The sequence below is a fragment of the Streptomyces sp. NPDC037083 genome (assembly GCF_055606485.1).
The window spans coordinates 787353-808568 of record NZ_JBVJSQ010000003.1 but is presented as its reverse complement, the minus strand read 5'-3'; the positions used below and the strand labels follow the sequence as shown (position 1 = coordinate 808568).

16 protein-coding genes are annotated in these 21216 nt (G+C 72.1%); 6 read left to right on the top strand and 10 right to left on the bottom strand.

The window, feature by feature from the left end; genetic code table 11:
* Positions 1 to 37: 37 nt before the first annotated feature.
* The 4 genes from ACZ7DE_RS12055 to ACZ7DE_RS12040 all read right to left on the bottom strand — a co-directional run bounded on the left by ACZ7DE_RS12055 (position 38) and on the right by ACZ7DE_RS12040 (position 5556).
* A complete protein-coding gene (locus tag ACZ7DE_RS12055; RefSeq protein WP_470760000.1) occupies positions 38 to 1150 on the bottom strand; it encodes a DUF6421 family protein in 1113 nt (370 codons plus the stop codon).
* A gap of 21 nt (positions 1151 to 1171) precedes the next feature.
* Entirely contained in the window at positions 1172 to 1819 is a 648-nt protein-coding gene (locus tag ACZ7DE_RS12050) for a 2OG-Fe(II) oxygenase family protein (RefSeq protein WP_470759999.1), read from the bottom strand.
* Between the two features lie 4 nt (positions 1820 to 1823).
* On the bottom strand, positions 1824 to 2459 hold the full coding sequence (locus ACZ7DE_RS12045) for a 2OG-Fe(II) oxygenase (protein ID WP_470759998.1): 636 nt from the start codon (positions 2457 to 2459) through the stop codon (positions 1824 to 1826).
* A 184-nt stretch (positions 2460 to 2643) separates the two neighbouring features.
* Positions 2644 to 5556, bottom strand: coding sequence for an AfsR/SARP family transcriptional regulator (locus tag ACZ7DE_RS12040; RefSeq protein WP_470759996.1), 2913 nt, complete (start codon positions 5554 to 5556; stop codon positions 2644 to 2646).
* 214 nt (positions 5557 to 5770) lie between these two features.
* Between ACZ7DE_RS12040 and ACZ7DE_RS12035 the strand changes: the two genes are divergently transcribed.
* Positions 5771 to 9109 carry a BTAD domain-containing putative transcriptional regulator gene (locus tag ACZ7DE_RS12035; protein ID WP_470759994.1) on the top strand — a complete coding sequence of 1113 codons (3339 nt, stop codon included), beginning with the start codon at positions 5771 to 5773 and terminating at the stop codon, positions 9107 to 9109.
* Between the two features lie 99 nt (positions 9110 to 9208).
* Entirely contained in the window at positions 9209 to 10000 is a 792-nt protein-coding gene (locus ACZ7DE_RS12030; protein ID WP_470759992.1) for a cyclase family protein, read from the top strand.
* A 308-nt stretch (positions 10001 to 10308) separates the two neighbouring features.
* On the opposite strand, the gene ACZ7DE_RS12025 is transcribed toward ACZ7DE_RS12030, so the two are convergent.
* A complete protein-coding gene (locus ACZ7DE_RS12025) occupies positions 10309 to 10689 on the bottom strand; it encodes a PadR family transcriptional regulator (protein ID WP_470759989.1) in 381 nt (126 codons plus the stop codon).
* A 149-nt stretch (positions 10690 to 10838) separates the two neighbouring features.
* Between ACZ7DE_RS12025 and ACZ7DE_RS12020 the strand changes: the two genes are divergently transcribed.
* On the top strand, positions 10839 to 11525 hold the full coding sequence (locus tag ACZ7DE_RS12020) for a hypothetical protein (protein ID WP_470759987.1): 687 nt from the start codon (positions 10839 to 10841) through the stop codon (positions 11523 to 11525).
* A gap of 159 nt (positions 11526 to 11684) precedes the next feature.
* On the opposite strand, the gene ACZ7DE_RS12015 is transcribed toward ACZ7DE_RS12020, so the two are convergent.
* On the bottom strand, positions 11685 to 12032 hold the full coding sequence (locus tag ACZ7DE_RS12015) for a hypothetical protein (protein WP_470759985.1): 348 nt from the start codon (positions 12030 to 12032) through the stop codon (positions 11685 to 11687).
* 212 nt (positions 12033 to 12244) lie between these two features.
* On the opposite strand from ACZ7DE_RS12015, the gene ACZ7DE_RS12010 reads away from it, so the two are divergent.
* On the top strand, positions 12245 to 13195 hold the full coding sequence (locus tag ACZ7DE_RS12010; protein ID WP_470760119.1) for an alpha/beta fold hydrolase: 951 nt from the start codon (positions 12245 to 12247) through the stop codon (positions 13193 to 13195).
* Positions 13196 to 13389: 194 nt separating this feature from the next.
* Here ACZ7DE_RS12010 and glpK read toward each other — a convergent pair whose 3' ends face one another.
* The 4 genes from glpK to ACZ7DE_RS11990 all read right to left on the bottom strand — a co-directional run bounded on the left by glpK (position 13390) and on the right by ACZ7DE_RS11990 (position 19705).
* Entirely contained in the window at positions 13390 to 14907 is a 1518-nt protein-coding gene (glpK, locus tag ACZ7DE_RS12005; protein ID WP_470759982.1) for a glycerol kinase GlpK, read from the bottom strand.
* Between the two features lie 24 nt (positions 14908 to 14931).
* Complete coding sequence (locus ACZ7DE_RS12000; RefSeq protein WP_470759980.1) at positions 14932 to 15777, bottom strand: MIP/aquaporin family protein; 846 nt, start codon at positions 15775 to 15777, stop codon at positions 14932 to 14934.
* 283 nt (positions 15778 to 16060) lie between these two features.
* Positions 16061 to 16486, bottom strand: a complete 426-nt coding sequence (locus ACZ7DE_RS11995) for a DUF3592 domain-containing protein (protein WP_470759978.1) — start codon at positions 16484 to 16486, stop codon at positions 16061 to 16063.
* Positions 16487 to 16618: 132 nt separating this feature from the next.
* Positions 16619 to 19705 carry an AfsR/SARP family transcriptional regulator gene (locus ACZ7DE_RS11990; RefSeq protein WP_470759976.1) on the bottom strand — a complete coding sequence of 1029 codons (3087 nt, stop codon included), beginning with the start codon at positions 19703 to 19705 and terminating at the stop codon, positions 16619 to 16621.
* Positions 19706 to 19900: 195 nt separating this feature from the next.
* Here ACZ7DE_RS11990 and ACZ7DE_RS11985 point away from each other — a divergent pair, with 195 nt between their 5' ends.
* Positions 19901 to 20275 carry a peptidase inhibitor family I36 protein gene (locus tag ACZ7DE_RS11985; protein WP_470759975.1) on the top strand — a complete coding sequence of 125 codons (375 nt, stop codon included), beginning with the start codon at positions 19901 to 19903 and terminating at the stop codon, positions 20273 to 20275.
* A complete protein-coding gene (locus ACZ7DE_RS11980) occupies positions 20272 to 21168 on the top strand; it encodes a hypothetical protein (protein ID WP_470759974.1) in 897 nt (298 codons plus the stop codon). The genes ACZ7DE_RS11985 and ACZ7DE_RS11980 overlap by 4 nt, the downstream gene beginning before the upstream one ends.
* Positions 21169 to 21216: the final 48 nt, after the last annotated feature.

Sequence of the window (21216 nt, the reverse complement as noted above, 5' to 3'; positions counted from 1 at the left end):
GGGGCCGGGGCGGGCTGAGCGGGCCGGTGCCCGCCGGTCACACGCCCAGCCGCTCCTTGACGTCGGCGAAGAAGGCGATGTGCCGGTAGTCGCGCGCCTGCGCGTCGTAGTCGGTGTACGAGTTGGTGAAGGCGAGCATGCGGGCGGTCACGGAGGTGACGGGCTCCTCGTGGATCCGGCTCTCCATGCGCTGGATCTCGCCGAGGAACTCCCGCAGGACGGCGACGATGTCGGAGGCGACGTGGATGACGCCGTCCTTCACCTTCAGGCCGCCGTGGCTCTCGCAGTAGTTGAACAGCAACTGCGAGGCGACGGCGTCGTAGTTGGGCCGGGGGATGCCCTCCACGGCGTACCGCAGCAGGCGTTCGGCGAGGATGAACTGGGCCGCCAGCCGCGCCTGTTGCCGGGGCAGCTTCTCGTCGTCCTCGCAGGCGAGGACGCCGGAGACGTCGACCCGGAGTTCTTCGAGGCCGGCCAGCGGTTTCTTCTTCTTGGCGGGCAGGTACTGCGGGACGGGCATGTCGCCCTGCCGGTGGTGGTACTCGTGGAGCCTCACCCACCACGAGGACGCCTGCTCGACCTGTTCGTCGGTGATGCCGTGCAGCAGCGGGAAGCTGTCCGGCGCCGTCACGGCCTCGATCATGCGCCGGGTGATGCGCAGGTGGCGCTCGACGAACTTGTCGATGAAGTAGAAGATCATGTCGTCCGGGCCCTGGTGGCCGTCGAGCTGGTTCTCCGGGAACAGCGCGACGACCACCCGCGACCCGAACCCCTCGGTGGCGCCGGTGATGTTGACCGGCAGGGTGTTGCTGGCGTACCGCTCGGCGAGGTGCGGGTCGGTCGGCAGGGTCTCGTACGTGAGGTAGTCCAGCGAGAGCGACGGGAAGTAGGAGGCGTCGAAGAGGGAGAAGACCTCGTTGTCCCGTCGGCTGTTGATGTGTTCCTTCGTGGCCCGGAGCACCTGTCCGGGCCGGAAGGCGCGCAGGTCGGAGGCGAGCGCCTGGGCTATCGGGCGGTGGCGCAGGGCGGGTGACCGCTCCAGCCGGTCGGCCAGGTCCTTGAGGAATTCCGGGTCCCGGAAGGACGTACGGTCGCCGATCTGCCGCCGTAAACGGTTGACCTCGGCGAACACCGGGCTCATGTCGTCCATAAGTTCTCCTGCGGCGGGCGCTCAGTCGGTGCTGTAGCGGTCGACATGCTCGAACCAGTACTCCAGCTGCACGGTGAGCCGGGTGATCTCCCCTCCGGAGTCGACGCGGGACACGGCGTGCCAGGACTTGTCCGTGGGCGGGAAGGCCAGCAGCTGTCCGGGGCGCGGGGGGAGCCGGAAGACGTGGTCGTCGTCGGGGTCGCCGCTGAAGTGGACCTCGAACTCGCCGCCGGCGGTCGTGGGCCACTCGGGGTTGAGGTAGAGGATGGCGGTGATGGCCTTGTCCGCCTTGTCCTTGTGGACCGAGATGAAGTCCCCGTCCACGTGGGTGTAGACGCCGATGTCCTGTGAGAGTCCGTGCAGGTCGATGCCCGTGCTCTTGGAGAGCCAGGCAGTGAACTCCGCGCCTGACAGGTCGTCCAGCAGGGAGCGCCAGACGGCCGGCAGCTCGCCGGATGCCTTGCTCCGCTGGTTGTTGACCATGAGGTAGAAGAGGTTCATCCGGTACTGCTTCTCGTGTGCCGGATCGACGCGGGAGATCGCGGCCGTCCTGTTGACGGGCGCGGTCGCGTACAGTTCGGTCACCATGTCCTTGGTGAGCAGCCCCTGGGCGAGGTGCAGGGTGAACGGGGCGTCGACGTGCAGGACCGGCGAGTCCTTCCGAAGCATGAGGTCAGCTCCTTCTTTCGGGCTTCGAGTAGCCCAGTGCGAGGGTGAGCAGAGAGCCGGGGGCGTCCTGGGCGACGGGCGAGACCGAGTGCCAGGAGGCGTCCGAGGGGACGACGGTGTAGAGGCTTCCCGGCACAGGCCGCACGGAGCGGGCCGGGGCGTCCGCCCCGGGCGACTCCCACAGGTCGTAGGCGCCTCCGCCGTTCTCGGGCCAGTGCTCGCTCAGGACGAGTACGGCGTTCATCGCCCGGTCGGGTTTGCCGCGGTGCACGTTCCGGTAGTCACCGGGGTCGCGGAGCGACACGTTCACCTCCAGCGCGGCGCCCTCCAGGTCCACGCCGGTGCGGGAGGACAGCCAGGTGCGGAAGGAGTCCTGCACCACCTCGCCGACCAGTTCGGACCAGGCCGGGGGAAGCTTCTCGGCCTTCGGCGTGTACCGGCCGTCCTGATACACCGTCATGAGCCAGAGCCGGTAGTGCTTGTCGAACTCCGGGGCCTCTTTCACCGCGCGGATGAACTCGCTCATGGCCGGTGGTTCGGCGTTGAGCCGGCGCAGGTCCTCGGGGTCGATCAGATGGAGTCCGGTGTGGTGCACATGTGGTTCCGCGTGGGTGACCACCTGGGCGCTGGCTCGTATCACGGTCGCCTCGCTGGAGTCGGGGCCCCGGCGCGCTGCCCGTGGGCCGCGGGGACGGGGCGCCACCGGCGGTCGCCCGGTGGTGATCCCGAGTCTGCGCCGGGTGCCTTGCCGATCTCTCGCCCGACCGCTGGCCGTGTCCTTGCGGGGGTCCTTGCGGTTCCCCTTGCAGCTCGCGCCCGGGGCGTCACTCCGGATGGTGCGGGGCGCCCTCCAGACGCAGGCGTGCCTGCTCCGCCTCCGGGTGTCCCATGTCGTCGAGGATCCGCACGGCCTGGCGCCACACGAAGACGGCGGTGATGTGTGCGCCCAGCGCCTCGTGGGTGTCTCCCAGGTGCAGGAGGGTGTCGGCCTGGAGGTAACGGTCGTTCATGTGCCGGTACAGGGTGAGCGCCCGCCGGTAGCAGTCCAGGGCCTCCAGGTGGCGGCCCAGGTGGTGGTGGGCGAGCCCGAGGCTGTCCCACGCCGCAGCCTCGCCGTTGACGTCGCCGATGGCCCGGTGCAGCGAGACAGCCCGGTCGCACCAGGTGATCGCGCGTTCGTGGTCGCCGAGGAGGATGTGGGTCCAGCCGACCTCGTTGAGGACGACGGCCTGACCGCTCAGGTGCCGGATGCCCCGGTAGAGCTCCAGGGCCTGGTCGTAGTGGCGCAGGGCGTCGGCGTGCAGGCCCTGGCCGTTGGCCAGGAAGGCCATCTGGCGGTGGGTGCGGGCCTGCCCTGGGGCGTCGCCGACTCCGGTGAACAGGGTCAGGGCCCGCCGGAGCAGGGCGTCCGCCCGGTCGTCCTCGGAGAGCCGCCCGCAGGCGAAGCCCAGCGCCCGGCACGCCTGCGCCTCCCGGAGCGGGTCCTTCAGCGAGACGGCCGCGTCCAGGGCCGTCTCCTGGACGGCGATCTGGTCCTGCCATCGGCCCTGCCGGTCGAGGTGGAGTTCCAGCGCCTGGGCCAGCAGCCAGGCGTGCTGCGGGAAGCCCATGCGCTGCGCGTACGGGACGGCGGACAGCAGGACCGGCAGCTCGCGGTCGAGCCACGCCATCGCCTCCTGTCGTCCCTCGACCGGTTCGGGTACGACGCCCGGCGCGGCGTCGGGTTCGAGCGGGGCCTCGATACGGTTCGGCATGAGTGCCTCGGCAGCCGCGTACGCGGTGTGCAGGCAGTGGTCGAGCAGCCGTCGTAGGGCGAGGTGCCGGGTGTCCTCGTCTTCCAGGTCGCGAACCTGTTCGAGGGCGTGGACCTTCAGCAGGTCGTGGAAGGCGTACCGGTTGGAGGCCGACCGGGTCAGCAGGTGGGCGCCGTTCAGTGCGGCCAGCAGCGACCTGACCCGGCGCTCGGGCACAGCGGCGAGGCTGGCCGCGGCCGCGGCGGAGATGTCCGGGCCCGGGTGCAGTGCGAGCAGCCTCAGCAGCCGTGCCGCGTGCGGACCCACACTGCGGCAGGACCAGGAGAAGACGGTGCGCAGGTCGGTGTAGCGGTCTTCGCCGGCGAAGCCGTCGAGGCTGTCGCGGTCGTCGCGGAGCGCTGCGGCGACGGAGGCCAGGGGCAGGTCGGGCTGGGTCGCGGCGTGGGCTGCGACGATGGCCAGGGCCAGGGGCAGCCGTCCGCACAGGTCGATGATCTCGTCGACGGCCGCGGGCTCCGCGGCGGTGCGGTCCTGGCCCACGTGGCCGGCGAGCACCTCGCGGGACTCCTCGCGGCTGAGCAGGCCCAGGGTGAGCGGTCGCGCCCCGTGGGTGGCGACCAGGCCGCGCAGCTGGGTGCGGCTGGTGATGACGACCAGGCAGGAGGAACTGCCCGGCATCAGGGGCCGCACATGCTCGGAGTCGAGGGCGTTGTCCAGGAGGATCAGGATCCGCTGACCGGCCAGGAGGCTGCGGTAGAGGGCGACCCGCGAGTCGGTGTCCGGGGGCAGGTCCCTGGCGGGGACGCCGAGGGCGGTCAGGAACGAACGCAGCACCTCGGCCGCGGGCACGGCGGACTCGCTCACGTCGAACCCGCGCAGGTTGACGTACAACTGGCCGTCCGGAAACCGGTGGGCGAGCCGGTGTGCCACATGCACGGCGAGGGTGGTCTTGCCGACGCCGGCCATCCCGTCGATGGCGCTGATCACCACGGAGGCGGTTGCCGGGCGGCCGCCGTCGAGCTCGTCCAGGAGCTCGGAGAGGCGGGCGAGTTCGTTCCGGCGGCCCACGAAGGTGCGCAGATCGGGCGGCAGTTGGGTGGGGCGCACGGCCGGCGGTTTGCTCTCCGGCGCGTTCCGCCGGCGCGGCTCCGCGGCGTCGGCCGCCGGCCGGCGGTCGCCGCCGGCGCCGGTGCCTGCGCCTGCGCCTGCGGTGGGCGCCTGCACCTGACGCAGCAGACGGGCGCGGACGGCGCCGAGTTCCGGCCCGGGTTCGACGCCGACCTGGGCGGCGAGCCGGGCGCGCACCGTGTCGTACAGGGCGAGCGCCTCGGCCTGCCGGCCGGTGGCGGCCAGCGCCTGGACCAGACGGACGTGCAGGGACTCGTCCAGGGGGTGCAGCGCGACGGCGCTCTGCAGCAGCGGCAGCACCGGTTCGGGCGCGCCCGAGGCGAGCATGAGGTCGGCTCCCTCGCGCAGCACGGCCAGGTGCTCGCTGTCGACGGCGAAGAACGCCGGGTGGCTGCGCATCTCCTGCGGGACGCCCGCCGCGGCCTCCCCGCGCCACAACGACAGTGCCTCGGTGAACAGTTCGACGGCGCGGTCGGGGTCGCCGCCGGCCTGGGCGGTGCGGGCGCGCTGTGCCAGCTCGCGGAACCGCAGCAGATCGAGGGCGTCGGCGTCGACGTCGATGGCGTAGCCGCCGACGCGGCGCACCAGCAGCCTGCCGGGAGCGCGTGGCGGAAGCTGTGGTTCCAACAGCTTCCGCAGATTACCGACATGCCGGTGGACGATGTTCACCGCACTGTCGGGCGGGCCGCCGGGCCACAGGGCGTCCACGATCCTGGACAGGCTCACGGGCTGTCCGGCCTGCAGCAGGAGCAGGGCCAGCACCGCCCGCTGCTTGGGCGGCCCCGGGGGCAGTTCCGCACCGTCCCGCCAGATCTTGATGGGGCCCAGGACCCCGAAGGCGATGTGTTGATCCATGTCTTCCCAGAAGCCCGGCCCTGCGGCCGGCGAAACGAAAATGCGCTGATCAGAGTGTATGTGGCAGCGTGTGCGGCGGGCCGTCGCCGCCGAGCGGAGGGAGGCGTTCCATGGCTTGTTCTCACCGTCAGTGCATCGTCACTCTTTCCGCACAGGGGCATGTGTACTCTGCTCGCCGCACGTACGGAGCGAGTGAAAGGCATATGCACCTGGTATGACGTACGCAACGGAAGTACAACGGCCCCGGCCCGCGACGGCGAACCTCTCACTCGAAGCATTTGGCGTGATGACGGCACGGCGCGGCGGCGAGCAGGTGCATCTCGGGCCGCCGCGGCACCGGGCGGTCCTCGGGCTGCTGATGCTGCGTCTGGGGCAGGTGGTCCGCGTGGATCAACTCGTCGACGAGTTATGGGGCAACAAACCGCCCCGCCGGCCCCACGCCACACTCCAGACCTACATGTCCCATCTGCGCCGGGCCTTGACGTCGGGTCACGGCAAGGAAGGGGGGCCGGCCCCGCTGCACTACCGAGCGCCCGGCTACGTCCTCGCGCTGGACGCGGAGGCCATCGACCTGTGCCGGTTCGACGAGATGGTGTCCCGCGGACAACAGCACGCCGTCGAGGGCCGGTTCGGTGACGCGCGCGAGGTGCTCGACTCCGCGTTGCGCCTGTGGCGGGCCGATCCCTTCCTGGATCTCACATCGTACGAGCCGCTGGCGGAGGAGAGCGCACGGCTCCAGCATCTGCGCACGGCGGCCGTCACGGCCCGCGCCGAGGCCCTGCTGGCCCTCGGCGAGGCGAGCACCACGGTGGAGTCCCTACGGCGGGAGGTGATCCGCTTCCCCTCGGACGAACGCATCGTGGCCGCCCTGATGACGGGTCTGTACCGGCTCGGCCAGCAGACCGAGGCGCTTCGGCTGTACGACCGTACGCGCACGCAGTTGTCGGAAGAGCTCGGCGTGGCGCCGGGAGACGACCTGCGACGCGTCCACCTGGCCATCCTGCGGCACGAACTCGGCAGCACCCCACCGGCCGGGCAGCGGATCGAGGTGCGGACCAGGCCGGAGCGCGAGACCCCGCGCGAGGAGAAGCGTCCGGAAACCGACGGCGTGCACGGCCGGGCCGTCGGCCCCGCGACGCCCGGCTCCGGACCCGGCGAACACACCACCGTGCGGCCGACGGACACCGCCGCCGCGCCCGGTCGGGCCCCGGACCCCGCGTCGCCGCTCCCCCTCTTCGAAGGGCGGGAAAACGCCCTGGCCTCGCTGCGCCGCTCCGTCACCGCCGCGCTGGAGGGCAGCGGACACCTCACCGCGGTCGTCGGCCAGGCGGGGGTGGGCAAGACCGAGTTGCTGGCCCGGGCCACGGCGCACGCCACGCGGTGGGTCGCCGGTACCCGGGTGGTCCGGGTGAGCTGCCGCACCGCCGAGGGCATGCCGGCCTGCTGGGTGTGGCACCAGGTGCTGCGCATGCTCGCCGGCCCGGACACGCCGGCGGGCGACAACCTGCCACAGCTGTGTCCCGACAATGCGATGACAACGCTGTCCAACCCGCAGGAGAGGGCGAACGCCGACCGCCGCGAGATGACGCAGCAACGCTTCCTGGCCCACGACGCGTTGAGTGAAACGATTCTGCGCCACGCCGGCGACGCTCCCCTCCTGCTCGTCCTGGAGAACGTGCACCGGGCGGACCGCCCCACGCTCGACGTCCTCGCGCTGCTCAGCGACCGCACGCAGGGCCGCGCGGTGAGCGTGGTGATCAGCGTCCGGGAATCCGGTGTGGGAGCCGGCGCCGAACCCGACGGGCCGTTGCAGGAACTGCTGGCCGATTCCCGTACGGACGTCGTCCACCTCGACGACCTGTCCGAGGAACAGGTCCAGAGCCTGGTCGCGGCCCAGGGCGGGCCGGGCCCGGCCACGGCCGTGGTGCGCGGGCTCTACGAGCGCAGCGGCGGCAATCCCTACCTCCTCGGCCAGTTACTGGCGCACGCGGGCGGCGCACGCTCCCTGCACGGGGCGCGCGCGGCGCGCCAGGTCCTCACCGAAATTCCCACCGGCGTGTCCAGCATGCTGCGCCGCCGCCTGGCCGGACTGGCGCCCGAGGTCCTGCGGGCGCTCAGGGGATGCGCGGTGCTCGGACCCGAGGCCGGTCTGTCCCTGCTGACCAGCGTGCTGGGCGACACCGCCCCGGGCACCCGCGCCGTGGAGGAGGCGCTGCGCACCGGCCTGCTGCACCGCGACCGCGACCACGCCCGCAAGCTGGTGTTCCGCTACGGCCTGGTGCGGGACGTACTGCTCGACGAGATGAGCGACCAGGAGCGTTCCGACCTGCACGCACGGGCGGTGGGCGTGCTCGGCGCCCAGGACGACGGCCATCCCGCGGCGGCCTCGCGCCTGGCCCACCACGCCTGGCAGGCCGCGCTGACACTGCCCCCGGACCAGGTGCTGCCGCACCTCGTGCGGGCCGGCGAACAGGCCGCCCTGGAGAGCGGATACGACCGCGCGCAGACCTGGTTCCGGCGCGCGTACGCGCTGCTCACCTCCGCCCCCTCGGCAGGCGGTTCGACGGCGCAGGCACTGCATCTGCGCAAGCGCATCCTCCAGATCGCCACCGTCACTCGCGGGTACGGCGACCGGGAGGTCGTGGCCGAGTCCCAGCGGATGCTCAGCATGTCGTCCGGCATGGTGCAGGAGCCCGCGCTGGTGTTCTCCCAGTGCATGGCCCAACTGGTGACCGGCCACCGGCAGGAGAGCGCCCGCCGCGCCCGGCAGCTGCGCGTCATGGCGCAGCACGCCGACGCCCCGGAGGCCCACCTGCACGAACGGCTCGCCCACGGCATCCTGCACCTGCCCAGCCGCACCTCCGAAGCGTTGACCGCCCTGACGGAGGCGGAGCAGACGGCCGGGAACCTCTCCCCCGCCCGGCTCGGGCAGCTCGCCCACCACACTCAGCACGACCCCCGCTTCCTGGCCATGAACCACCGAGTCCTCGCCCTGTCGCTGCTCGGCGCCCAGGACGAGGCGCTCGCCCTGGCCCAGGAGCTGCTGGCGCTCACCGGCTGCGAGGGCACCCCGGTCGACCGGGCCAGCGCCCACTACTCCCACGCGCTGGTCGCCGCCCTCGCCGAGGACGCCGACGCCACCGCCGCCTCCGCCGCCGAGGGCCTGCGGATCGCCGACACGCACGGCCTGCAGCACTGGGCGGCCCTGCTCAAGGTGTGCCGCGGCTGGGCGCAGCACCGGCTCGGGACGCCGGGCGCGCTCGACGCCCTCAAGGCGGCGGTGACCGATCTGGGCGCCCGGCAGCTGCGCATCCGACTGCCGCTGCACCTCGGCCTGCTGGCGCACGCCCAGTACGACGCGGGGGCGGTCGAGGCCGCACGGGCGACGCTGCGGCGGGCGGCCAGGGAGATCAGGGCCGGCGGCGAGGACGCGTACCTCAGCCCCAATCTGCCCTTCAACCGGCTGCCGCGGCTGCAGTCGCCGCTACCGCCGCGTGGCTGCAGCGATCCGGCGGAGCGTCTGGCCCGCGTGCCCGGGCCTTCCCGCCTCTGACGAAGTCCCGGCTCGCAGCCCGGTGCCGGACCGGTCCGGCGCCGTACCGCGAGCCGCCCCTCGCACCGAGGTTCACCCACGAGAGAGGCCTGCGCACCGATGACCCCCCACTTCACCGACGGCACGGCGACCGAGCCCACGACCGAACCGCCGCTGTGGGCGCTGCACCGCGAACTGCTCGGCTCCGCGATCCGCACCGACCTCACCCACGCCTTCCACCCCGGCCAGCCGCACGCCGCCGCCTTCCCCGACGAACGTCGCGAGACGCTCTTGGCCACGGCCCGCGGCGACGCCTGCGACCTGCACGTCTACACGCTCGTCGGTCAGTGGGGCACCCATGTCGACCCGCCCTCCCACTTCGTGAACGGGGCCCGCACGCTCGACGAGATACCCGTCGACGAGATGATCCTGCCGCTGGTCGTCCTCGACATCAGCGACCGGGTGGCCGCCGACCCCGACGCCGTACCCACCCTCGACGACGTGAGGGCGTGGGAAGCGCGCAACGGCCGTGTCCCCGACGGGGCGTTCGTCGCGCTGCGCACGGACTGGAGCAGCCGCTGGCCGGACGCGGCGGCGATGGCGAACAAGGACGCCGACGGCGTGAGCCACTGCCCGGGCTGGTCGGCCGAGGTGCTGCGTCACCTGGTCGAGGAGGCGCACGTCACCGCGATCGGCCACGAGCAGGCCGACACCGACCCCGGTGTCGCAGCCTCCGCGGGCGACTTCGGCCTGGAACGGTACGTCCTGGAGCACGACCGCTGGCAGATCGAGCTGATGGCCGGCCTCCACCGGGTGCCCGAGGCGGGCGCCCTGATCGTGGCGGCCTGGCCCCGGCCGAAGGCCGGATCGGGCTTCCCCGCAAGGGCATTCAGCCTGCACCTGGCGGACTGAGCCGGGACGGGGGGCCGACGGGACGGGGGCCGGTCGGTCGACGGGACGGGGGCCGGTCGGTCGACGGGGGTCAGGTCAATCGACAGCCGAAGCGCGCAGATGGACTATTTCTTCCGCCGAGGGCGACTGATACGGCGAATTCCCACGCGCCGCCGTCTCCGCACACCACCTGCCGCGCACCTACGCCGACTGGCGCACCCCCTGGCGTATGAGCGCACTGTCGGCAGGCCCTCCCCTGTCGAGGGTCCGGTCCGCGTCGGCCCAGGACCGAACCCGTCCGATCGGCCGGGTCAGTCCGTTCGACCGGGTCAGTCCGGCCGGCCCCGTCGATCCGATCGGCTGGGTCGAGCGGCAGTGTCGGGCACGGCGTCGGTCGTCGCCCAACTCGGCGGCGGCAGTTTCCTCGATCGGTACACACGTACGAGGGCGTCACGGGCCTGCTCGGCGCCCTCCGCGGTGATCCGGTAGAAACGTCGGCGTGGACGGCCTTCTTCCTCGTGGACGGCCGGGTCCTCCCAGGTGCTGTCGACCCAGCCGGTCTGTTCCAGGCGGGCCAGGATCGGATAGATCGTGCCGGACGGCAGTCCCGCCAGCTCGCACAGTTCGAGGCCGTAGCGCCGCCGGGCGGGGTCCTCCAGGAAAGCCCGCAAGACCAGTTGGGTCTGCAGGGTCATACGCGGTACACCCATACTCGTACTCTACATAGCCCATCAAGCGGCGGCAGCGGGCTGCATCAAGATCCGGCCACCGCGCAACCGGTGACGGCCGAAACTCGTCCATTGCTCCTGAGCCGACTAGGCTCGCGGAGATCTCGTACGAGCAAGATGGGGGACGAACCATGAACCTGACGCCGCAGAAGAACCGCCACAGACCGAGCGCCGTCCGAGCGGTCGCGCTGAGCGTCTGCGCCGCGGCGGCGCTGGGCCTCACGGGCTGCTCCGGCGGCGGCACGGGCAGCGCCGGCGGTGACGCGAAACCGAGCGCGACGACGTCGAGCGGCACCGGCGCGTCCAAGGGCGCGGACGCCGGCACGGCGAGCAAGAAGCCTGCCGCGACGGCTTCCCCGAGCGCGGGCGGCGGCGTCACGTCCCCCACGGTCGTCCCCGTCGCCTCGAAGCCCCCGGCTCCCGCGCCCACGGCGACGGCCTCGGTGAGCGCCGAGGGCGACGGTGACGCCTGCGACCACAAGATGCCCATCTCCCCCGACGAGATCGCGGTCTACCGCTACACCCCGGAAGGGGGATCCCTGAGCCTGATCGTCAAGCACGGCAACTGGGGATGCGGCTCCCCCGACTCCGACGGCGCACCGTTCGAGACGGTCGGCAAGGAGACCTTCATCCCGATGGATCAGGCCGCGTACGTCACGGTGACCAACCCCATTGTGGAAAGCACCGAGAACCAGCACATCGGCGTCCAGGAGTTCCTCGACTGGCTCGAGGCGCACCCGAACTCGGGGCTGGTGTTCACCTACCACCTCGGCGCCGACGGGGCCATCGACCGCCTCGACGAGGTCTTCACCCCCTGAGGCCCGTATCGCGCGGCCGTGCCGGCTGAACCGCGTCGGACCGGTGAACGCCCGCCCCGGCGGCCGCGCCCCCCTTCCGCCCTGACACGCCCCACGTGGTGGCCACCAGGGCAGACCTCCTCATCGACGAGGAGACGTCGCCCGTATGCACACGCCCGGTCAGCGCTCCGCCGTCCGTGAAGCCGTCCCTGAACCGGCATGGCCTGGCCCCTCGCTGTCGCGCGCGTCCGACAAGCCGACGACGCCCACGGCCTGTTGGGGCGCGGTCGGTGCCGCGAACAGCGCCTGGACGGTTTCGGTGACCAGGTCGCGCAGCCAACCGTGGGCGCGGTCGTCGTCGTAGCGCTGGCGCCACAGCAGGTACAGCGGGACGGCGGGCATCGGGAGCGGCAGGGGCAGGGCGACCAGGCCGAGTTGTTCCCGGGCCGCGCGGGTGACCGCGTCGGGAAGGGTGCTTCGCCGTCTCCCTCGCCCGCTGACCCCGGCGGCACCGTTCCGCCCGTTCACAACAGCGCATCGTGCAACGGGTAGGTAGTCCAACGCCCACGACTCGCCCGCGGACCGTCCACGACTCGCCCACGGCCGCCGACGCCTCGGGGTGTGCCTCTCATCCGCGGTATCGGGCCGTCAATCCGCCGAGTCTCGCCGGCGCCCTCGGTGGGCCGCCACTCGTCCCGAAGATCGAGGGGCATACGCTTTTGCATATGGTTGAGCATCGAATGATCGACGTGAACGGGATCCGGCTGCACATCGCGGAGGAGGGCGAAGGTCCTCTGGTCGTCCTTCTTCACGGCTTTCCGGAGTGTTGGCATTCCTGGCACCACCAGTTCGGCCCGCTGGCCGCCGCGGGCTTCCGCGTGGTCGCCCCCGACCAGCGTGGGTACGGGCGTAGCGATCACCCCGGGGACGTGAACGCGTACAGCATCCTCCACCTGGTGGGTGACGTCGTCGGGCTGATCCATGCGCTGGGCGAGGAGCAGGCGTACGTCGTCGGTCACGACTGGGGCGCGCCGGTGGCCTGGCACACCGCGCTGCTTCGGCCGGATGTCGTCCTGGGGGTGGCGGGGCTGAGCGTGCCGCCGCCGTTCCGGGGTGCGAAGCCTCCGCTCGCCGCCATGGAGAAGATGTTCGACGGCCGGTTCTACTGGAACTACTTCAACCAACCCGGCGTTGCGGACGCGGAGTTCGCGAAGGACACCCGCACGACTCTGCGGAAGTTCTTCTACATGGCCTCCGGCGACACGCCCGACGCGGGCGAGGGGAAGCAGCCGCTGATCGAGCCCGGGCGGGGTTGGCTGGAGACGATGCCCGATCCCGAGGTTCTGCCGGAGTGGTTCACCGAGACGGACCTGGACGTCCTCACCGACAGCTTCGCCGAGGGCTTCACCGGCGCGCTCAACTGGTACCGCAATCTCGACCGGAACTGGGAGTTGACGGCGGCCTGGCAGGGGGCGGTCGTGAGTGTGCCCGCGCTGTACGTCTACGGGGACCGCGACGCGGTGCCCGCGTTCCCGGGGACGCCCGAACTCATCGCGTCGCTGCCGGAGTTGATGCCGTCGCTGCGGCGCGCGCCGGTCAGGCTGGAGGGGTGCGGACACTGGACGCAGCAGGAGCGGCCGGCGGAGGTGAACGCGGCGCTCGTGGAGTTCCTCACCGAACTCCGAGGCTGACCACCCGCCGCGAGGCCGCTCCCGGCAGTGCGGACTCCTGCGCTGCCGGCAGCGCCCCTCGGCGCGTCCACGGACTGCGTCCTGTTCAGGAGAAGTCCCGCATCCGCCGACGGCGGCGAGCGGGGCTCGGCGACCGTGCGACGCGGGCAGGCGCCGCCCGACGGCACGGGCGGCGCCTGCCTGCGTCGGGCGGGCTACTCGACCTTGGCCCAGTCGAGCGTGCGCTCCACCGCCTTCTTCCAGCCCGCGTACCCCTCGGCCCGCTGGTCCTCGGACCACTGGGGCTCCCAGCGCTTGGACTCCTGCCAGTGGGTGCGCAGTTCGTCGGTGTCGCGCCAGAAGCCGGTGGCCAGACCCGCCGCGTAGGCGGCGCCGAGCGCGGTGGTCTCGGCGACGACCGGACGGCTCACCGGTACGCCCAGGACGTCGGCCTGGATCTGCATGCACAGGTCGTTGGCCGTCACGCCGCCGTCGACCTTCAGCACGTCGAGGTGGACACCGGAGTCCTGCTCCATGGCCTCGACGACGTCGCGGCTCTGGTAGCAGATGGACTCCAGGGTCGCCCGGGCCAGGTGACCGTTGTCGTTGTAGCGGGCCAGGCCGACGATCGCGCCGCGGGCGTCGGAGCGCCAGTACGGAGCGAACAGGCCGGAGAAGGCGGGAACGAAGTACATCCCGCCGTTGTCCTCGACCGTGCGCGCCAGCGCCTCGCTCTCCGCCGCGTCCTTGATGACCTTCATCTGGTCGCGCAGCCACTGGACCGCCGACCCGGTGACGGCGATGGAGCCCTCCAGGGCGTAGATCGCCGGGCTGTCGCCGAACTGGTACGCCACGGTGGTGAGCAGACCGTGCTGCGAGCGGACCAGCTCCGTACCGGTGTTGAGGACCAGGAAGTTGCCCGTGCCGTAGGTGTTCTTGGCCTCGCCCGGCGCGTAGCAGACCTGTCCGACCGTGGCCGCCTGCTGGTCGCCGAGCACACCGGCGATCGGGATGGCGGCGCGCAGCGGCCGGGAGGTGCGGGTCACGCCGAACGCCTCCCGGTGGGAGGACGGGCTGATGGTGGGCAGCATCTGCCGGGGGATGTTGAAGAAGCCCAGCAGCTCGTCGTCCCAGTCGAGGGTCTCCAGGTCCATCAGCATGGTGCGGCTGGCGTTGGTCACGTCGGTGGCGTGGACGCCGCCGTCGGGGCCGCCGGTCAGGTTCCACAGAACCCAGGCGTCCGTGTTGCCGAAGAGGGCGTGACCTTGTTCCGCCGCCTCGCGGACGCCGTCGACGTTCTCCAGGATCCACTGGATCTTGCCGCCGGAGAAGTAGGTCGCCGGCGGCAGGCCCGCCTTGCGGCGGATGACGTCGCCCTGGCCCGAGCGCTCCAGTGCCGCCGCGATGGAGTCGGTGCGGGTGTCCTGCCAGACGATGGCGTTGTAGTAGGGACGTCCGTTGCGCGGGTCCCACACGACGGTGGTCTCCCGCTGGTTGGTGATGCCGATCGCGGCCAGGTCCTCGGGAGCGAGGTTGCCGTGCCGCAACGCGTTCTGCATCACCGAGTTGGTGCGCTCCCAGATCTCCACCGGGTCGTGCTCGACCCACCCCGAGCGCGGAAGGATCTGGGCGTGCTCCAGCTGGTGCTTCGCCACCTCGTTCCCGGAGTGGTCGAAGATCATGAATCGGGTGCTGGTGGTGCCTTGGTCCACCGCGCCCACGAAGTCAGCCATGGGTTGCCGCCTCTGCTGTGGGTGTCATTCCTCGGGAGCCGGAACACGGCCGGGAGGCTCCGGCTCCGCCGTCGGCAGGAACCGACCGATGAAGGCCTTGTAGAGGCCGGCGCCGAGCAGTCCGCCGATCAGCGGACCGACGATCGGCACCCAGAAGTAGAGATTCCCGTACTGATCTCGCCATGCTGTGCCGTAGCCCGTGAAGAAGCTGGCCAGTCGGGGTCCGAAGTCACGTGCCGGGTTGATCGCGTATCCCGCGTTGGTGCCCCACGCCATGCCGATGGCCACGACGATCAGACCGACGATGAACGGGGCCAGGTTGGCGCCCGGCGGAGTGTTCAGCAGGTCCGTGACGGCCAGGATCAGCAGGAGCAGGATCGCGGTGCCGATGATCTGGTCACGGAACGCGCCCCACTCGTGGACCGGCAGGTTCGGATTGCCGTTGGCGGGGAGCGTGGAGAACACGCCCTGTGTCTTGATGGTGTGTCCGGGGTCGGCCTTCGCCAGCGCCTCGGTGTAGTTCCACCGCACGATGAGGGCCGCCACGAAGGCGCCGGCTGTCTGGGCCACCACATAGGGGGCCACCTTGCGCCACGGGAAGCCCTTGAACGTGGCCAGGGCGACCGTCACCGCCGGATTGAGGTGGGCGCCGCTCAGTCGGGCCGCGACGTAGACGCCCAGGGTGACGCCCAGGCCCCAGGCCCAGGCGATGCTGTCGTGGTTTCCGAGTCCTCCCGGTGGCGTCGTGAGCGCTCCACCGGCGACCACCTGGGCCACCACGCCACAGCCGAAGAGGATGAGAATCATGGTGCCGGCGAACTCGGCCGACACTTCGCCGACCAACCCGGACCTTTTGAATCGCTCAGCCATGGAAGCCCGCTTCCCGCCGGCACGGAGCCGGCACATCGAATGCTCGAGCTCTCCCGTACAACAGCATAGGGGGATCATGGACTAATCGCACAAATGGGATTAGTCCTCACCAAAGGCGTTGCACAAGTGCAGCTGATCATCTGGCCCGAACGCCTTTGACCTGCTGTTTTCCCCGGCGAGGGCGCGGGTGGGCGAAGCGTCGACTGGATGCTCGCGGGCCGGGAAGCGGGCACCGCCGCGGCGCGGGGCGTTCCCTACGGACGCCCTGACGCCCCGGCCGCGGTCAGAGAGCGATCAGCAGGAGGAGCAGCACCAGCAACGTGCCCGCCGTGAGCAGCGCGCCCAGGACGGTGAACAGCAGGTCGACCGTCGTGACGTCCCAGCCCTGGATCTCGAACCGCCGGGGGTTGTCCGTGTCGTAGCGGACCACGACGCGGGCGCCCACGCCGAAGGCGCCCGCGATGGAACCGCGGCCGAACCTGGACGCGTACTCGCACGCGCGGCCGTCCCGGGTCGTCCAGGCCGCGACCGGGAAGCGGAGGGTGACTCCTTCGCTGTCACGCATGACGTCGTGGCGGACGATCCGTCCCTCGGCGGTGACACCTGTGCGCCGCAGCGCGCCGGCGCGACGGAGTCCGTACACGCCGATCCCGAGGAAGGCCGCGCCGATCACGAGCGGGATGAGCGAGAAGAGCCATTCACGTTCCATGTGTGGTGCGACGCGTGAGAGGGGTCGCCGGTTGCGCGGCTCGGGCCCGCGACCCGCCCTTGCGCGCGATGACGACGTCGTGGGTTCCCGCACGGGCTACGGGCCCCCGACCTGCTGGGACCGGCGACGGGGCTACGGGCGGGGTCGTGTCAGCGTGGCCAGCTTCGTTCCGACGGCGTCGGCCTCGGGCATGCCGCATTCGGTGTAGAGGGCGAGCGCACGCTCGTACCTGCGGACGGCGGCGGCGGTGTCGCCGAGCGCGTGGTGGGCGTCGCCGAGGCCGCCGTGGGCGCGGGCCTGCTGACCCGGGTTCTCGATGTCCTCGGCGATGACGAGGGCGTCGGTGTGGTGGGCGAGGGCGTCGGCGGACCGGCCGGCGGCACGGGCGGCCTCGCCGAGCCCGTTGAGCGCCCTCGCCTCGCCGTCCCGGTCGCCGTTCCGGCGGTACAGGGCGAGCGCCTGCCGGTGGCACTCGACGGCCTGTGCGTGCTGGTCGCGCCGGGTGTGGATGACGCCGAGGCTGTGCAGCGCCCCGGCTTCGCCGTAACCGTCGCCGACCTCCCGGAACAGGGCCAGGGCTTGCTCCTGATGGCCGGCGGCCGCACCGAGAGCGCCCAGGCGCGTTTCGACCGTGCCGAGGTCGTTGAGCGCATGGGCTTGCAGGTAATGGTTGCCGGTCTCGCGGAGCAGGGTCAGGGCCTGCCGGAGATGGTCGGCGGCCTGTCCGTAGCGGCCCAGCTGCCCCTCCACGCTGGCGAGGTCCTTGAGGGCGATCGCCTCCCCCGACCGGTCGCCGGCTCCCCGGTACAGCGACAGGGCCTGTTCGAGGTACTCGACGGCCGGCAGGAAGCGGCCCAGTCGTTCCTCGACGAGACCGAGGTTGACCAGGGCGCGGGCCTGCCCCGTCGGATCACCGGTCTGCCGGAACAGCGTCAGCGCCTCCTGAAGGCGCCGGCGGGCCGGTTCGTGCCGGGCCAGCTGGTAGAAGGCGGTGCCGAGGCCGAGCAGGGCCCGCGCCTCGCTCCCCCGGTCGCCGATGCGGCGCGCCGCGTCCCGGGCGTGACCGTGCATCGTGAGGCCGTCGGTGTGGTGGCCGCTGATGAGGTGGCGGTACAGGGTGAGGGAGAGCCGGATGGCGTGGGTCGGCCGGCCGTGGCCGGCGGTGTGGGCGGACATCGCCGTCAGACACGGTCGCTCGGTGTTCAGCCAGGCGCGCGCGGCCTCGGGATCGGACAGGTCGGGTACAGGGGTGGCGGGTTCGGGAACGGCGGGCCGTAAGTGGGCCTCGGCCGGGTGGAGGCAGTTCATGGCGGCGGCCGCGGTGACGAGGTAGTGGTCGAAGAGCCGGTCGAGCGCCGCTTCGCGGGCCTTCGGCCCGTCCTCGGCGGTGGCGAGGCCGGTGGCGTAGGCACGCAGCAGGTCGTGCATGCCGAAGCGGGCGGCGTCCACGCGCTGGACCAGGTGGGCGCGGGCGAGGACGTCGAGTGCACGCCTGGTGTCCGCCAGGCCGCTGCCGGTCAGCGCGGCGGCCGCATGAGCGTCGAGGTCGGGGCCGGGGTGCAGGCCGAGCAGCCGGAAGGTACGCGCCGTGGCCGCCGGCAGCTGCCGCAGCGACCAGGAGAACACCGCGGCCACGGCGGTCCGGGGGTCGCCGTCCGCGTCGAGCACGTCCAGTCTCCGCTGCCGGTCGGCGAGTTCGGTGACGAGGTCGGTCAGCGGCGTGGCGGGGCGGGCAGCGGCGAGTTCCGCGGCGACCCGCAGCGCCAGGGGCAGTCGGGCGCAGTGCGCGGCGAGGGCGTCGACGGCGTCGGGCTCGGCTTCGGCGCGGGGGCCGATCAGCCGGCGCAGCAGGGTGCGGGCGGCGTCGGCGGGCAGCAGGTCGAGGTCGAGGCGGTGGGCGCCCTCCCGCGCGACCAGCCCGGCCAGGCTGTCGCGGCTGGTCACCAGCACCGCGCAGGAGCCGGTGCCGGGCAGCAGCGGACGCACCTGCTCGACGGTGGCGGCGTTGTCGAGCACGATCAGCATGCGCCGGCCCGCGACCTCGGTGCGGTAGCGCGCCGCCCGGTCGTCCGCCTCCAGCGGGATGTCCTGCCCGGACACCCCGAGTGCGGTCAGGAACCGCACCAGGGCGTCGGGGGCCGTCATGGGCCGGTCGGGGTCGTAGCCGCGCAGGTTCACGTACAACTGGCCGTCCGGGAAACGGTCCCGCGCCCGGTGCGCCCAGTGCACCGCCAGGGCCGTCTTGCCGACGCCCGCCGTCCCGGACACCGCCGAGACGACCACCGCGGCAGGCCGCTGCGCAGGGGGGACCAGGATCTTCTCCAGTCGGGCCAGTTCCTCCTCCCGGCCGGTGAACCCCACTGCGTCCATGGGGAGTTGCGCGGGCGTCACTCTGGCCCGCCCGGCCCCGGCGAAGGCGCCGGGCGGAGTGCGAGGGACCGCCGGCGCGGTGCCTGTACCGCGCAGGATCGCCTGGTGTTCGCGGCGGGCCTCGGCTCCCGGGTCGGCGCCGAGCTCTTCGGCCAGCCGCTTCTGCAGGGCGGCGTAGCAGGCGAGCGCCTCCGGGTCGCGCCCGGCGGCGTGCAGCGCCCGCATCAGCGCGACCGCCAGCGGCTCGACCAGCGGGTGCTCGGCGACGAGGACCGACAGCGTGTCGACCACCACGACATGGCCGCCGACGCGCAGTTCGGCGTCCGCCCAGGCCAGGACGGCGCCGATGCGCTGGTGCAGCCAGCTCTCCCTGGTGCGTGCCGCCCAGTCGCCGGGCAGTCCGGCCAGCGGCTTGCCCTGCCACAGGCTCATCGCCTCCCGCAGCGTCGTCACCCGCGCCGCGTCGGAGCAGTCGGCCTGACGGGCCCGCGTGACGAGACCGCGGAAGCGGTGCGCGTCGACCAGGTCCGACGGGATGTCGAGGCGGTAGCCTCCCGAGCCGCGCAGTAAGGACGGCGCGGTGGGCCGGCCGTCGTCGCCGCCGGAGAGATGCGGGGCCGTGTCCACGAGGACACGGCGGATACGGGCGATGTGGGCGTACAGGGTGGCGCGCACCTGCGCGGGAGGGTCCTCGCCCCAGACCCGGTCGATGAGCGTGTCGGCCGCCACCCAGCGGCCCGCGTCCACCAGCAGCGCGGCCAGGACCGTACGCCGTTTGGCGGGCCCCAGGTCCACCGGCCGGCCCGACACCCATAACTCCACGGGCCCGAGCAGCTGAAATCCCGTCACGCCGTCACCCCTGCCCCACCCTGCGCGCGTCGCCCGTCGCCGCCGGGCGTCACCCAACCACCTGGCCACCTGCGAGGCAAGGTTCAGGCAAGCTTCCCGGCCACCTCCCCCCGCCACCGTGTGCACGGCACCAACCGCACCACGGACGACTTCCGTCCCGTGGGCGGCGCCCCGAATGATGGAGGAACACCGAGTATGAAGCGGATCCTGGCCAAGGCCGGCATCGCCCTGGGCACCGTGGCTCTGGCCACCTCCGGCGCCCTCATCACCGCCGCCCCCGCGAACGCCGCGTGGTCGGACTGTCCGTCCGGCGGCCTGTGCGCCTACCTCGGCGTCAACGGCTCCGGCGACCCCGGCGTGGTCTACGGCGACAACAGAAACCTCCTGCAGTACAACAAGTTCAACAACGCCGAGTCGCTCTACAACAACGGCAACAGCTGCAACGTCCGCCTCTACTCGGGCACGGGCTACACGGGCTCCAGCTACGTGCTCGCCCGGGGCTACTTCAACGGCTCCCTGGCGAACACCGTGTGGTGGCACAACGTCGCCTCGAACGACTGGTGCGTGTGATCACATCCAAGGCGCGGCGGACGCTCCTCACGGTGCTCCTTGCGCTGACCGCGGCCGGCTGCTCCCTCGAGGGGGAGTCCGGCCGCGGGCCCGTGGCACTCGACGTCCGTCCGCTGTCGGGTGCCACGGCGTTCAGCCACGCCGACGCCGTACGCCTGCACGACCGTGAGGAACGCGCCGTCGCCGCATGCATGAGCTCCCGCGGCCAGCAGTACACGGCGCAGCGCCGGACCGCGTCCGCGCGCAGCGAGGAGACCAACCCCTACGGGCTGCTCACCCCAAAGAAGGCGGCCCAGGACGGGTACGGGATCGTCGGCGAGTACCTGTACCGGCGGTCCGCCCCTGTTCCGGCCGACGAACCCCGCGAGGCCGCCTGGCAGGAGGCTCTGACCGGCACACCCGCGCACCGGGTGAGTCTGCGGCTGCCCGACGGCGTCAGCCTGCAGTACTCCACCGACGGCTGCGTCGCCCGGGCTCGCGCCGCGCTGTACGGGGCGGACTGGAACACCGTCGAGCCCGTCACCGTGGGGCTGGCGAACCGTGTGATGGGCGCCGTCGAGGCGGACTCCCGCTACCGAGACGTCGTCCGGCGCTGGTCCTCGTGCATGACGAAGGCGGGACATCCGGCGAAGGATCTTCAGGCCCCGCGGAAGGCCGTCGACTCCCGCCTCGGGCAGGCCGCGTCGAACGAGCAGGCCCTGCGCGCACTCGGCCGCGACGAGATCGGCACGGCGCGCGCCGATGCGGACTGCCAGGCCGGCACGGGACTGTCCGAAGTCGTACGGGATGTGCAACAGGCAGTCGAGAAGCGCCTGTTGACGGCAAGCGACAGAAAGACCGTGGCGCGCTACGTGGCGGACAAGCGCCGGGCGCTGTCCACCGTGTCCGCGTGAGCGACCGGTCTCCCAGGCTCGATGCGCAGGTGCTCGGGCCTGCCGACG